Annotated in this window: 13 protein-coding genes; all 13 read right to left on the reverse strand. The window is 33.7% G+C overall.

The annotated features are described in order from the left end of the window. Positions 1-261: 261 nt before the first annotated feature. The 13 genes from PRVXT_RS12340 to PRVXT_RS12400 all read right to left on the reverse strand — a co-directional run bounded on the left by PRVXT_RS12340 (position 262) and on the right by PRVXT_RS12400 (position 12,556). The gene (locus PRVXT_RS12340; protein WP_350343170.1) at positions 262-417 is read right to left on the reverse strand and encodes a DUF1540 domain-containing protein; all 156 of its coding nucleotides are present in this window, start codon (positions 415-417) and stop codon (positions 262-264) included. A 182-nt stretch (positions 418-599) separates the two neighbouring features. Next, positions 600-1,256 (reverse strand): hypothetical protein, encoded by a 657-nt coding sequence (locus PRVXT_RS12345; protein ID WP_350343171.1) that lies wholly within the window; start codon positions 1,254-1,256, stop codon positions 600-602. 180 nt (positions 1,257-1,436) lie between these two features. Beyond that, complete coding sequence (locus tag PRVXT_RS12350) at positions 1,437-2,171, reverse strand: nucleotidyltransferase domain-containing protein (RefSeq protein WP_350343172.1); 735 nt, start codon at positions 2,169-2,171, stop codon at positions 1,437-1,439. A 17-nt stretch (positions 2,172-2,188) separates the two neighbouring features. Next, positions 2,189-3,289, reverse strand: a complete 1,101-nt coding sequence (locus PRVXT_RS12355) for a hypothetical protein (RefSeq protein ID WP_350343173.1) — start codon at positions 3,287-3,289, stop codon at positions 2,189-2,191. Positions 3,290-3,579: 290 nt separating this feature from the next. Next, on the reverse strand, positions 3,580-4,392 hold the full coding sequence (locus PRVXT_RS12360) for a class I SAM-dependent methyltransferase (protein ID WP_350343174.1): 813 nt from the start codon (positions 4,390-4,392) through the stop codon (positions 3,580-3,582). A 908-nt stretch (positions 4,393-5,300) separates the two neighbouring features. Then, complete coding sequence (gene dcd, locus PRVXT_RS12365; RefSeq protein ID WP_350343175.1) at positions 5,301-5,822, reverse strand: dCTP deaminase; 522 nt, start codon at positions 5,820-5,822, stop codon at positions 5,301-5,303. A gap of 433 nt (positions 5,823-6,255) precedes the next feature. Then, positions 6,256-6,876, reverse strand: a complete 621-nt coding sequence (locus PRVXT_RS12370; protein ID WP_350343176.1) for a class I SAM-dependent methyltransferase — start codon at positions 6,874-6,876, stop codon at positions 6,256-6,258. 326 nt (positions 6,877-7,202) lie between these two features. Next, the gene (locus PRVXT_RS12375) at positions 7,203-7,460 is read right to left on the reverse strand and encodes a DUF3795 domain-containing protein (protein ID WP_350343177.1); all 258 of its coding nucleotides are present in this window, start codon (positions 7,458-7,460) and stop codon (positions 7,203-7,205) included. Beyond that, positions 7,453-7,824: an MmcQ/YjbR family DNA-binding protein gene (locus PRVXT_RS12380; protein WP_350343178.1), complete on the reverse strand. Its 372-nt coding sequence runs from the start codon at positions 7,822-7,824 to the stop codon at positions 7,453-7,455. Before PRVXT_RS12380 ends, PRVXT_RS12375 begins: the two co-directional genes overlap by 8 nt. Before the next feature lie 637 nt (positions 7,825-8,461). Continuing rightward, the gene (locus tag PRVXT_RS12385; RefSeq protein WP_350345160.1) at positions 8,462-9,304 is read right to left on the reverse strand and encodes an ATP-binding cassette domain-containing protein; all 843 of its coding nucleotides are present in this window, start codon (positions 9,302-9,304) and stop codon (positions 8,462-8,464) included. 35 nt (positions 9,305-9,339) lie between these two features. Next, complete coding sequence (locus PRVXT_RS12390; RefSeq protein WP_350343179.1) at positions 9,340-10,353, reverse strand: ABC-F family ATP-binding cassette domain-containing protein; 1,014 nt, start codon at positions 10,351-10,353, stop codon at positions 9,340-9,342. A gap of 691 nt (positions 10,354-11,044) precedes the next feature. Next, positions 11,045-11,968, reverse strand: coding sequence for a DUF5692 family protein (locus tag PRVXT_RS12395; protein WP_350343180.1), 924 nt, complete (start codon positions 11,966-11,968; stop codon positions 11,045-11,047). A 246-nt stretch (positions 11,969-12,214) separates the two neighbouring features. After that, positions 12,215-12,556 (reverse strand): hydrogenase maturation nickel metallochaperone HypA, encoded by a 342-nt coding sequence (locus PRVXT_RS12400; RefSeq protein ID WP_350343181.1) that lies wholly within the window; start codon positions 12,554-12,556, stop codon positions 12,215-12,217. Between the last annotated feature and the right edge of the window lie 39 nt (positions 12,557-12,595).

A 12,595-nucleotide genomic window follows, 5' to 3' on the forward strand; every position in this document is an offset into this window, starting at 1 on the left:
ATTAGAAATACCTTTGCTGATAGGTTCTTTATAGTCAAAGTAAAGGTTAAGATATTTTTTGTTTATACTACTTAAGCCAACATCCCTTATAACATGATATTAGTACCACTTTAATTTTATCTGAAGGGGTATTTTTTAATAGATAACTGGAGTTTTACTTTACCTAAACACTAAACTAAATTGGGTTTGAAAAATGATATCTACTCTATCGTATATAAAATAAGACCATCATTTCAAAACATGACGGTCTTATTTATACTATTATTTACCTTTAGGAAAGAAAGTTTTACAAGCAGTATCATCAGTATTACTAATTATATGATCTTTTGTTCTAGCCATTACTTCAATTGTTGAAGCTTTGCAAAAATCATTTTCATTGTAATTACATTCCTCTACTCTACATTTAATTTCAGACATTTGATTGTCACCTCCTCAAATATATTTCTGTTATAATATCTGCAGTAAAATTAAAAGCTATGCAAATAGATAACTTTTTTACATTAACACGCAAATAGACACACTTTCGTGTGCCTATAAAATCTAAATTAAAATAGATTCTTAAAAGTATTAAATATTTTTTTACAATGCAGACCTACTCCCTACTTATCGTGAGCATTATCTTGTTTTGGTGGTAAGCTATATATAACGTCTCCATTTCCATTCAAAAACTCAAGCTTTGGAACATCATTTTCATCAATTACCATTCTTATACGTTCATTCCCTTTGCTATCGCTTAGCTTAACCGACACTTCTCCATTGGAAGTTTTACCCATAAACATTCTTCGATGACTGTCTTTGCTTAATTCTTGCATTAATTCTTGTTTTTCAGGTCCAGCTTCCATCTCTTCCATTTGTTTCATTAATTGAACTGTTTCTTTAATAGTATTTTTAGGTCTATCAAAAACATTTAGTCCATAATTTTGACAACCATTGTTATCAACTACAGACATTTGTATTACTTGGTCTTGATTGTATTGGTCAAATGATAAAGATAATCCTGATTCATACTCACCATTTTCCTTTACTTTACTTCCAAAAATTAATCCACCACATTCCGTACCATTACCGTTATAGAACATAATTCCTGCATTATTATCATCCTTTCTATGTCCGGGTAAAATATCCTCCCCTTCAAATATTGCTGATGGCATATTTTTGCTATTGAACAAGGACATTTTTACAGTTCCATCTTTTTCTACAATGTTCAATCTTTCTAAATCAACATTGGTAAATTTTTCACTCTTTTTATCACACATTATATTTCCCCCTTAAGTTGTACAATATTTTGCGATTGTAACACTACACACCTTATAATAAAAAGTTTTAATAGTAGTAGTTTTAAAGAAACCCAAAGCTAAATATGAATACATGTATGGCTTCCGCCACCAAGGTTTTGCCAGAGGGTCCACCCCAAATAAACACTACTTTATTCTTTTTTATAGAGGCTCTAAGTTTAGCTCCTTACTTTCCCATAAATCGAATATCAAAGGCATAATGTCATCACATGCCTTGATTAGAGTACAAACTTGTTGTTGCGTTAGTTTCTCTCTGCCCCATGTTAGCCACAAGTCATAGATTACATTAATTTTCTCATTAAGTAACTTTCTAGCCTTAAATCTTTTATTGCAAACTGTCACCACATCTTTTTTAGAGCTTACATATATCCCTTTTCCACTTAAAACTATGCAAAAAGTTCTAAAAGTGGCACTAAAATATCTTCCTATAACTTCTTCCTCATAATCTTTATAATTAGCCTCAAAAAACTTCAAACATTGATCTGCAGTTTTAATTTCTTCCTCCCTTGTAGGCTTGGGTATTCTTTCCTTAATCTCCTGGCCATAAATCAATTTTCCTTCTCTTATAAAGTTATTATATTCAAAACCGCTACCTAAAAATGATTGTCCGCCTATTACTTCCTTTTTAGTAGTATAGGCCACACTAATCGGTTTTTCCTTACTTTTAATCTTCTCTAACTCCATCTGGATTTTATGTTGAACTTTATTACTTTTTAACACAACATATAAATCAATATCACTCCTTCCCGGCACAAAGTCTCCTCTTGCCACACTTCCTCCTACATATACAGAACATACCTTATCGCCAAACTTAACTTTACATATGTTTTTCACTTCATCTAATGCCTCAAAATAACTCTCTCGATTTCCCAGCACACAACCACCCCCTTTTATTACCACTCAATTTTCTTTACATCAAAAATGTGCTTTCCAATTAAAGCTTTGATCGGTCCTTTAATTACTTGCTCGGAGCTGTCTATTTTTACTTTTAAAAAGTTCTTATGAATTATTTCTTGATCTCTTTTTACTATGTTCATTGGATCAAATCCTGTTATTTGAAAACCATCTTCTAAAGTTTTCCGTTTGGTTTTTCTTTCAAACTCATTAAATACCAAGTCCCTTTGTTCTTTCCAATTAGCAATACAACCCTCTATTTCTTTTAGATTTTCATGTTTATAATCAAGCTTAATCTCATTAATTTTCAGTTCACTTAGTATAAAATCACTTAAGAATTGTGTGCTATTGCTAAATCTTTCTTTCCAATTTGGGATATATTCATCAGCAATTAACCCTAATAGTAACCCTTGATTATAGCTACTATGTCTTATGTTTAAATTTTTTTCCGTTATATCTGTGAATCCTTTTATATACTCTGCTAAGTTTATGCTACTTCTGGACATTAATTGTTCAAGAGCCTTATATTCTACATATACAGCAGCCCCCTCTATGGTTTCTATTGCTTTCTCATATTCAATAATGTTACCTATGACCTGCTCCCTTCTTTTCCTTGTATTATAAAATAAAGTTATTAATTTCATCTTTTTTTCTTTGTCTATTTCATGGTTTGCATCGAAAAGATACTGCCTTTCTAGAGTGCGTAAGTTAATATTCTCAATTGTCATGGGATAACTTATACCTAGAAGTTCATTTGCAAATCTACTTTCGTCATTTGCCAGCTGAAAGCAGTGAAACATCTCATGTATGATAAGCGATGCTAATTTTTCATTGCTCATACCCTGACGTATATTCTCTTCATTCCAAATTGCTATGTAATTATTATCAATTTTTATCGCTGTATTCCCCGCAAATCGCTCATCTGTCTTTCCAATATAACAAAAATCATCTTTTATTAGCTCTAGCTCTAAACCCTCATTATCATTAACATAAAAGTTCTTGTCGTTATAAATTGCATATTTTGTTTTGTTAAAACCATCCCACAGTTTATTAAAACTAACTGATTCTATAATGTTATTCAATTCTTTTAATCTCCGCATTTTGAAAACTTCCTCCCACAGTTAATGGTTCTAGTGATCTCGTCTGTAAAAGCAATAGTCTTTTTTAGATAAAAGAGAAACTATTAACTCCAATTAGAAAAGAAAAATCTACCCACGAAGGTAGATTTTTTCTTGTAGTCAAAAAATTTAAGTAATCAGCTTATCCCTACCAGTACACTTATATCGAACATATTCCATTGTAATTCCTATTTGAGGGGTCTAGAGGAAAACGATTGCTCAGTCTTCTTTTATTCGTTTCTAAATCGACTAAAAAGTGACCCAATTTATGACTACTTGTCGATTTTTTTACCTATATACAGTAAATGCTCACAGCTAGCCCAAGTTAAAGGGTCTGTGGAGGTATGGAATATTAAGTTTACCCATTTATCAAAGGCTTCTTTTGAAAGGTTATTAAGCTTAGGCTCACTTTGAGCTGCTAATCCTTCTATTGCAGCTATAACCTGTTTATTTAACCCAAATTTTCCCATAAATAGTTCAATTTTATCAGGCTTTTCAAAATAGGCAGTTGTAAATCCTGGGTTTGAATCTGAAACTATATTTTTTCCATCTTGTAAGTATCGTAAAAGGGCATCCTCACCATAGTTTTCTAGCTCTTCGGGATAGTTTTTTAGTAGGTCGATAATAGGCGCATAAGCTGAAATAAAAGCGACAAATATGCTGCCATCTTTTTTGAGCTTTTTTAAGCATTCTCTTATGGCTCTTTTTCTGTCACCTTCTTCTGTTAGGTGATACATCGGACCCATACATAGCACTACATCATAGCTTTGATCTTGTAATTTACTTAAATCTAAAACATTTCCATGTATGTAGTTTGATAGCGAAACTCCTCTTTCTTCAGCTTTTTGTTTTGCCAAGCTTATGTTGTTAGATGAAAGGTCTAACAAAGTCACATCATGACCTTGCTGTGCTAAATAAATAGAGTATCTGCCAGGGCCTCCTCCAACATCTAAAATCTTTGCCCCCTTTTGAATATACCTGTCTAAATACCTTTTAGTTATTTCAAACTCTATCTTGTGCTTGTTTAGCCTCTCCCACTCGTAGTTTGCTGAGCTGTCGTAAAACTCTTCCACTTCCTTAACCACCTTTGTCCTCTCCTTTATTGTTTTTCCTTTGGTACGCCTTACTTCTGAAATTCGTTTTCTCCTTCTCTAACGACAATTCTTTTCTGGTTCGAGTACCTTTTTAATGCAACCATCCTCTGCATGATTACTTGTCTTTTTCACGTTATTTACTTTATAGTGGGAGTTGTTTTATGCTCTTCATTAACAGTTCCATCACTGGTAAATCTAAGCAAGTATCCGTAAACTTATATGGCTGAATTTTTCAATTATACTAATTATTCAATGTAAAACCATCATAACCCTTTATTTTATGTTTTATTTTTAAGATGTAGAAAATTCAGGCCAAGCTGCCATATCGGTTTTTAGGTAGAACAACCTAGGGTAAAGCATCAAATCCATAGTTGTGGTTGTGTTGGTCCCACTGCGTAGAGGGGAATTCATTCCCCGGATGTGGTAGCGAGCATGAAGGCTGTCCCATTTAGTAGCCATGTGCGCAGGCAATAAATTACCTGCTACGGTGGTTAATGGGAGTGTTGTTTTCTCTGGCTCGTTGTATTGTAGTTGTTTGCTGCTTCCCCCTGCGTAGAGGGGAATTCATTCCCCGGATTGTGGTAGCGAGCATGAGGACTATACCATTTCAGTTGCCATGTGCGCAGGCAATAAATTACCTGCTACGGTGGTTAATGGGAGTGTTGTTTTCTCTGTCTCGTTGGATTGTGGTTGTGCTGCTTCCCACTGCGTAGAGGGGAATTCATTCCCCGGATGTGGTAGCGAGCATGAGGCCTATACCATTTCAGTTGCCATGTGCGCAGGCAATGAATTACCTGCTCCACTCCGTTCAAGATGACAGCTCCACACATCAATATGGCTACTTCTCACAAATGCATTTTGTAATAGAGCAAGCACAATAAACGCAAACCATTTAATCTTTACTTTTCAAATTCTTCATATATTAAGCTTTTTTGAATTCCTCTATTGTTTTGATATTTACCACTAGAATATTTATCATAATCTCCTTCAATACTATGATAATATATTTGGCATATTTCCACATCTGGATATATTTTAACAGGCTGTACGCAAAATATTTCTAAAGTCCAATAACCACTGAAACCTATATCTCCAAATCCAGCAGTTACATGTATAAACAACCCTAATCTCCCAATGGAAGATCTTCCTTCAAGCATTGGAACATATTGATTTGTTTTAGTATATTCAACTGTCCGTCCTAAATAAAGTTTCCCTGGTTCAAGGACTAACCCTTCTGGCGGAATAAAAAAGTTTTTAGTTTTGTTATCACTTTTCATGTCTAAAGTTTTATTTTCATAAACAAGTAATTCATTATGTAATCTTAAATTATAGCTGTTTGGATTAACCTGTTTTTCTGAAAACGGTTCAATAAAGATCTCTTTTCCTATCTTATTTTTTATTTCTTTTCCTGAAAGTATCATAATTTATCCCCCTTATTGTAGTTTTAGTGCCGATAACCTTATAATGAAATTGTTTTTGAAAAATAGCTTGTTTATTTTTTCTTGTTTTTTCATTTTGACACTTTCCCTTTAATGGAACAGTTGTTTAACAATCTACTTTAATGGTCATTTTTTCTTTTTTATATTTGTCGTAATTAGTTATATATAATTTATAACAATATTTCCTCTTGTCAACCCCCTTTTTTACAAATAAAATAATTGTTTCATTAATAAAAATGTTGATGCCACACTATCATTGCTATACTCCAATTACTGCTTCAAGCTGCTCTCTTTTCACATTAACAACAGGTAAGATTAGAATTGTAAAAGATAGGGTAGGCATGCAATACTGCAAGCCCACCCTATCTTTTACACCATTTCCAATAAATTTATTAGTTGATTTTCTCTAAAACTTCTAACCTATCTCTAGCACTCCAGCACAGAAAGAAATTTGAGTATAGCTTACGTCCATCCCTAATTTAGCTAATCTATCAATTATTTCATCACCTGCTAGGTAGAATTCCTCATCATCCCATTCTTGTCCTACCTCACTTCTGCATTTATCTAGTATCTCTTTATTTTCAAATCCAATATCTGCTATAACTATTTTCCCATCTGGCTTTAGCTGTTTTCTTAGGTACTTCAGCAGCTTTACTTTTTTATCATTTTCAATATGATGAAGGGCATAGGATGAAACTATATAATCAAACTTTAAGTTTTTAAGGTCATTTGGAAGTCCTTTTGAAAAATCAAAATAGTAAAAACTAGCTTTTGGCATTTTTAACTTTGCTTTTTCAAGCATATTTTTAGAAAAGTCTGCTCCATAAATTTTAGCGCCTTTTTTGTAAAGCTGGTAAGTTAACAGTCCTGTACCTACTCCTAAGTCAAGAATCTTAGCATGCTGTTTAGATTTAATTAAGTTTTGTACAAATCCTAAAACATTATAATAACCTTCAAACGGATAACCGCCGCTATTTTCTGCAATACTGTTGTCGTATTCTCCCGACCACTTATCAAAGCCTTTGCTATTTAGCATACATCCCCCCTCAATTTTGCAGCCTGCTAAGCTAAGCATTTAGGTAGGTTGCCCTGTTTTCTATGATGCTCTACGCACTCACAACATTTTCCATGTCTAGGACATGATTTACTATTACAGGCACACGTTTCTTTTCTACAGCTAATTATAATCCCCCCTTAACATGATGGAATGAACATTTTAAGTGACCTCTCTCAACCAATATATTTAACTTTATTAAAAAGTAAATTACCGAACAAATTTGGATGCAGCATAGAATCTTAAATCCATGTTATGTGATTGTGTGTGCAGCTGCTATAGTTTATCAATATGTTTATTTTTTTTAACTAATCATTCCATTTTTTACATTGTTCTATTCTTAATCCATTATCTCCTTGTTTTTTATCATATGAAAATTGTTTAAGTAAATCACATGGAAAGGTTTCACATTCTCCACAGTGATTTAGCTTTTTATTTTCACAACATGATTTGACTGGACAATTCTCACCCCAAAAAGGCTTTTTAATGCTAATACAACCTTTACAATCCATTTCCTCTTTATAATCACATTCACTGCATAAAATTCCACATCTTGATTCAATCATTTTTATCACCATTTTTTATAGCATTTTGCATTTTCTTACTTAATTTGTTAATGACCAATTCATATGAATGGTCAATCATATTCTTTATGACTTCATCAGACACTTCACCTTCTAGATATACAGAATTCCAATGTACCTTATTCATATAATAGCCGGGTATAATATCTTTATACTGACTACGTAATTTCTTAGCAAATACCGGTTCGCATTTTAATGTTAATATCTCTTTCCCGTTCTTATCAGTACATAAAGCAGAAATCATCTTACCCTTTAACAGATACCTATCCCATTCCCATTCTTCTTTAAATTCCTTAGTTACTTCTGGTTTTGACAATAAATATCCATCCACCCATTCATAGTTCATGCTCATCCTACCTTTCACAACTTGTTTTGGTTAGCTGACACTTTCAAAGAACATTGTATTTCCATATAAGGTACGTCTTATCAATATTAATTGATGGTTTCAAACTGTAGTTCGGTTATATTTGCTCCTTTTGAATATTTAAGCATATACTTTTACTTTGCTTACTAGCAATCAATGTAAAGTCTTTTGTATTTTGCTAAGACTATTAGTGTTTATATGGAGTATATGTTTGTGTCGTTTTAAAGCTCTTATATCCTAACAGTTTTTGTATATATTTTAATCTGCTCCCCCTTCCAAGAAATGTGTAGAAAAAGAATGTCTTTCTTAAAGAATATCCTTAACAGGGTGAATATGTTAATAAAAAAGATAAAGTACTAGTGTTATGTGAATGTTTCTTACTTTCTTTGAAAAAACCTTTTTATTTCCAAAAATTCACCCTAAAATTGGGGTGAATTAGAAGAAAAAAATAATAAAAGTCTGACCCTCTTCCTGGCTGGCAAGTGACCAAGCTCTACCTCTGAGAGGAAATGCAGTAAAGTGGGCTAAGATTTTCCTCGGCCATGACCCTGCTACGCAAAAATCTGGTGAGACTATGCTCACCAGATTTTTTCCCTGTCAACTGTACAACTACCCCTCATCACCCACTCATCTGAACCCATTGTTCTAGTAGGGTGTCTCTTTTTTGTTTTAGGGTTGTTTTTTCTATTTCTATTTGTTGTAGTTTTTTGTGGTCTGTGGTATGGGTTTGGGATTGGGTTTGTTTTTGTTTTATTTGAATTTCTAGTTCTTCTATTTTGACTTCTATCTCCTTTAGTTTAAAGGTGTTTTGTTTTTTAGCTTCCTCGCTTCTATTTGGACCGGTGTTGCTAGCTTGTTTTTTGATTTGGTTTTTTGATTCTTTTTGATGCAATTGTTGGGTCTTTTTTTGTTTATAGTAGTCGTAGTTTCCTGGGTATTTTGTTAGGGTTTTGTTATTTAGATCTAGGGTTTGGGTAGCTATTTTGTTTATGAAGTAGCGATCGTGAGAGATGAATAGGATGGTGCCTTTGAATTCTTTTAATGATTCTTCTAGCATTTCTATGGCGTCTATGTCTAGGTGGTTTGTTGGTTCATCTAGTACTAGGGTGTTTATATCTTGTTGTATTAGGAGACAGAGTTTTAGCCTGCTTCTTTCTCCTCCTGATAAGTGGACTACCTTTTTAAATACTTCGTCTCCGTAGAACAAGAAACTTCCCAAGGTATTTCTGGCCTCTTGTTGGGATGATGGACATTTTTCTCTATAGGTTTCTAAGATGGTTTTTTGTTCATTATCAAATGCTATTTGTTGGTCGTGGAAGCCTAGTTTTACTCTGGTCCCTATTTTAACCTTTCCTGAATGAGGCTTTAGCTTTTGTTTTAGTATTTTAATGAGGGTTGATTTTCCGCAGCCGTTTTTGCCTACCAGAGCTGTTCTATCGCCGTAGTTTATCTGGAGGTTAATGTTGTTTAGAAGTAGGTTGTTATCAAAACCAAAGTTTAATTCCTCTGCACAAAAACTTCGTTGCTGGAGCGACCTCCGTCAGAGAAGCCTAGGTTTACTTTTCGCTGCTCTAGGGCAACTTTTTCTATCTTTTCCATTTTATCTAGACGTTTTTGCATACTAGCTGCTCGTTTGTGAAATTTGGGGTTTTCGGCTCTGTTTCCCCAGTCTTTGAGGTCTTTAATTGTCTTTTCTATAGCTTTAATTTTCTTCTGTTGGTTTTGGTATTGTTCAAACTGTTCCATAAGACGGCGTTCTTTTTCTTTCATGAAGTAGCTGTAGTCGCCATGGTAAACATTACATTCACCGCTTTCTACTTCTATAACTCTAGTGACTACTTGGTCTAGAAAGTAGCGATCATGAGAGATGATGCAAACTGTTCCTTCATATTGCTTTAGGTATTCTTCTAGCCATTCTAGTGATTCTATGTCTAGGTGGTTTGAAGGTTCATCTAGTAGCAATAGGTCGGGCTGCTTAAGTAGCAGCTGGGCTAGAATAGTTGTTGTTTTTTCTCCACCACTTAGAAGGTTGAATTTCCTTTGTCTAAGGTCTCTAGATATATTTAGTCCGTTGCATATTCTGTTTATGTCTAATTCTATTTGGTAGCCTCCCATTTCTTCAAATGTTTGTTGTAGTTTGCCATAGTCTCTTATTGTGTTTTCTAGGTTGGAACTAGATTGTGATGTCATTTGGTGTTCAAGTTGATTAAGTTTTTGTTGTACCTTTTGATGTTCAGCAAAGGATGTGTTTAACACATCTTCTACTGTGTAGCCATCTGGGTAAACAGGGATTTGCCTAAGGCAGCCTATTTTTAGATCTTTTCTTTTGTTTATTTCGCCGCTATCTTGTGGTTCTTCTCCTGTTATTATTTTAAAGATGGTTGTTTTGCCTGTGCCGTTGGCGCCTATTAGGCCTACTCTTTCTTTTGTTTTTAGTTCAAAGCTTATATTTGAAAGTATTTGGTGAGCACCGTAGTATTTACTTATATTTTTTAATGATAATTCAATCATTGGAAAGTCCTCCTTGTTTTTAAGCATAAAAAAATCCAGATAAGAAAACCTTACCTGGATGCTTTTTTAGCATTTTGGATTGGTAAAGATGATTTCTTACTTAGGTTGACGGTCTATTAATTTTGGACGCAAATCTCCCGTTGTTTTGAGAGTTTGGTATTAAAATTGGTAAGTTGATGGAAATGTCAACCGTCATCATCTTTCTTTCCTCCTGAATTTTATATATAATTGAATTATAGCATAATTATGGTTTTTTGGCAATTGTAAATGTTTTAAATTGTTTTTGCAGTGTTTAAAGAAAGGTCCAAATCTATTTCGCACTAAAAATGCTGTAGGTCCTTAAGGGCTTTAATTTACTATTTTTGCTACATTGAAACAACGATTACAGCTACATAAAAAAAGGGCCTATCTCATGTTTCCATGGCAGACCCCCTTCCCTCTTTCAGGTAATTTAACCCTAGCATCATCAACAATAATATAGGTAAAAGCTTCATGGTTAGTTAGCTTTAAGATGCGGTGCTCGAATCTTATTTAAGCAAAAAACTAGCGTATTTTTTCAATTTATTTAACATTAAAAACCGAACCCATAGGAGGTAAATAACTCTTCTATGGGTTCGGTTCTGTTTTACAAAATCTTATCATCCCAGACCATCAACCTAAACTATGAACAGTTCCTATCCAACCATCCTAACTACAGGTTATTTTCCGCTAGATTTTTCTTGTATGCGTTTGTATGTGTAAAAATCTCTTCTTTTAGTGGGTTCTTTTTGTTCTTGCCCATGGTATAAATCATATAAACAAAAACACCCAAGTTAAAGATAAAAGAAAATACACTAAGCCCTATTAACAAGTTTTCTTGGTATGTTGGAAAGATTTGAAAGTAGGAGGACTGTTGATAATCTACAGCCAAAGCAAACATGGCAAAAAACGCTAATATTTGTGCTCTATGTTGTAGCCACGCACCTCTTTTAAATACATATTCTGCTATTATGGCTGCGGTTAGTATAGCAAATCCCGCATACAAAGATCTTGTGGAAATGCAATTGTAAACATATGCAAAGTTCCATAAGGTATAACCTATAATATACATCCATGTCATATCAGGCCAAATCATATCTTTAGTTTTATCTTTTGATACTCTTATGCCTGCAAATCCTGTTAGTGTGAGAATACATAGAATCCCCGCAAGCCCGTTAAAAATATTCCATGGACCACCTAAAACAAGGATGCCAGCTGGGTCAACAGTGGGAGTATTATAAGTCATAAATACCTCAAATTCTTTATACACTGCTTCTGCAATATTTAGCGATAGTATTGCAACTGGAAATAACGCTGCAAACTTTCTACCTCCAAACTTGGTGAATCGAATCAACATAAAACCATACACACCTGCTAATGCAGATATAACTTTAACCCATCCAAACCATGTTTGGCCTGATGGTGATCCTAAGATATCCATATAGACACCAATGGCTAACAAAACTGGAAGTACACAAAATACAATAATTGATACCTTTATTGACCTTCTTGTGATTTCATTCACGAACACAACCGCAGAAATTAACAAGATGAGACCCATAACGCTTTCAAAAGTTAAACCTTCATAAAAGAGCATTTTCATTCCCCCTTAATATAGTAACAAACAGGCAATTGCAAAACTTTATACACCTGATATAACAGCGTTTTTATAAATAACTCCAAAGCTCCCCAAACTAATGACAGGCTAAGCTTAAGGCGAAGAATCTTGGTTTTCTTTCTAAGTTTAAAGCCATAGATCCTTCACCATCGCTTAAGATGACATGTTGTATAGGGAATTAAAACCTGATCGTTTTGCAATTACCTAAAAGTAACAAAACAGTCGCTAGTAACCGGCAATCTCCTTAATTCTAAATTCTTTTCCTGAAATCAAAGTAAAATCTTCACCCTCACAATTGGGACAAATTTTCCTGTTATCAATTATGTTGTAAACTTCTTTGCATAGATTGCATTTACCGTTAGCTGGTAAAATAATAATCTCAAGTTTTGTCTGTTCGTAAGGTGTTTCAGTTACAGCTGCAGGATAGCAATCTTCAATATACCTTGGTATTGCTTGAGATAATTGTCCAATTTCCAAAACTATCTTTTCCACTTTTTCAACATTATTTTCTTTTGCAAAATTATCTACGATTTTTATAACTTCGTATACAATTCCCAATTCATGCATAACATAATCCCTCATTTTCCTATGATGGTTTGTTCTTGG

It is taken from the genome of Proteinivorax tanatarense, from assembly GCF_040267685.1.
GTDB classification, from domain to species: domain Bacteria; phylum Bacillota; class Proteinivoracia; order Proteinivoracales; family Proteinivoracaceae; genus Proteinivorax; species Proteinivorax tanatarense.

What these genes read in the sequence shown, in the direction of transcription:
- PRVXT_RS12370 (WP_350343176.1), bottom strand. Translation starts at nt 6,876, where the DNA reads ATGCTAAATAGCAAAGGCTTTGATAAGTGGTCGGGAGAATACGACAAC.
- PRVXT_RS12390 (WP_350343179.1), bottom strand. Translation starts at nt 10,353, where the DNA reads ATGATTGAATTATCATTAAAAAATATAAGTAAATACTACGGTGCTCAC.
- PRVXT_RS12355 (WP_350343173.1), bottom strand. Translation starts at nt 3,289, where the DNA reads ATGCGGAGATTAAAAGAATTGAATAACATTATAGAATCAGTTAGTTTT.
- PRVXT_RS12380 (WP_350343178.1), bottom strand. Translation starts at nt 7,824, where the DNA reads ATGAACTATGAATGGGTGGATGGATATTTATTGTCAAAACCAGAAGTA.
- PRVXT_RS12340 (WP_350343170.1), bottom strand. Translation starts at nt 417, where the DNA reads ATGTCTGAAATTAAATGTAGAGTAGAGGAATGTAATTACAATGAAAAT.
- dcd (WP_350343175.1), bottom strand. Translation starts at nt 5,822, where the DNA reads ATGATACTTTCAGGAAAAGAAATAAAAAATAAGATAGGAAAAGAGATC.
- PRVXT_RS12375 (WP_350343177.1), bottom strand. Translation starts at nt 7,460, where the DNA reads ATGATTGAATCAAGATGTGGAATTTTATGCAGTGAATGTGATTATAAA.
- PRVXT_RS12395 (WP_350343180.1), bottom strand. Translation starts at nt 11,968, where the DNA reads ATGCTCTTTTATGAAGGTTTAACTTTTGAAAGCGTTATGGGTCTCATC.
- PRVXT_RS12400 (WP_350343181.1), bottom strand. Translation starts at nt 12,556, where the DNA reads ATGCATGAATTGGGAATTGTATACGAAGTTATAAAAATCGTAGATAAT.
- PRVXT_RS12345 (WP_350343171.1), bottom strand. Translation starts at nt 1,256, where the DNA reads ATGTGTGATAAAAAGAGTGAAAAATTTACCAATGTTGATTTAGAAAGA.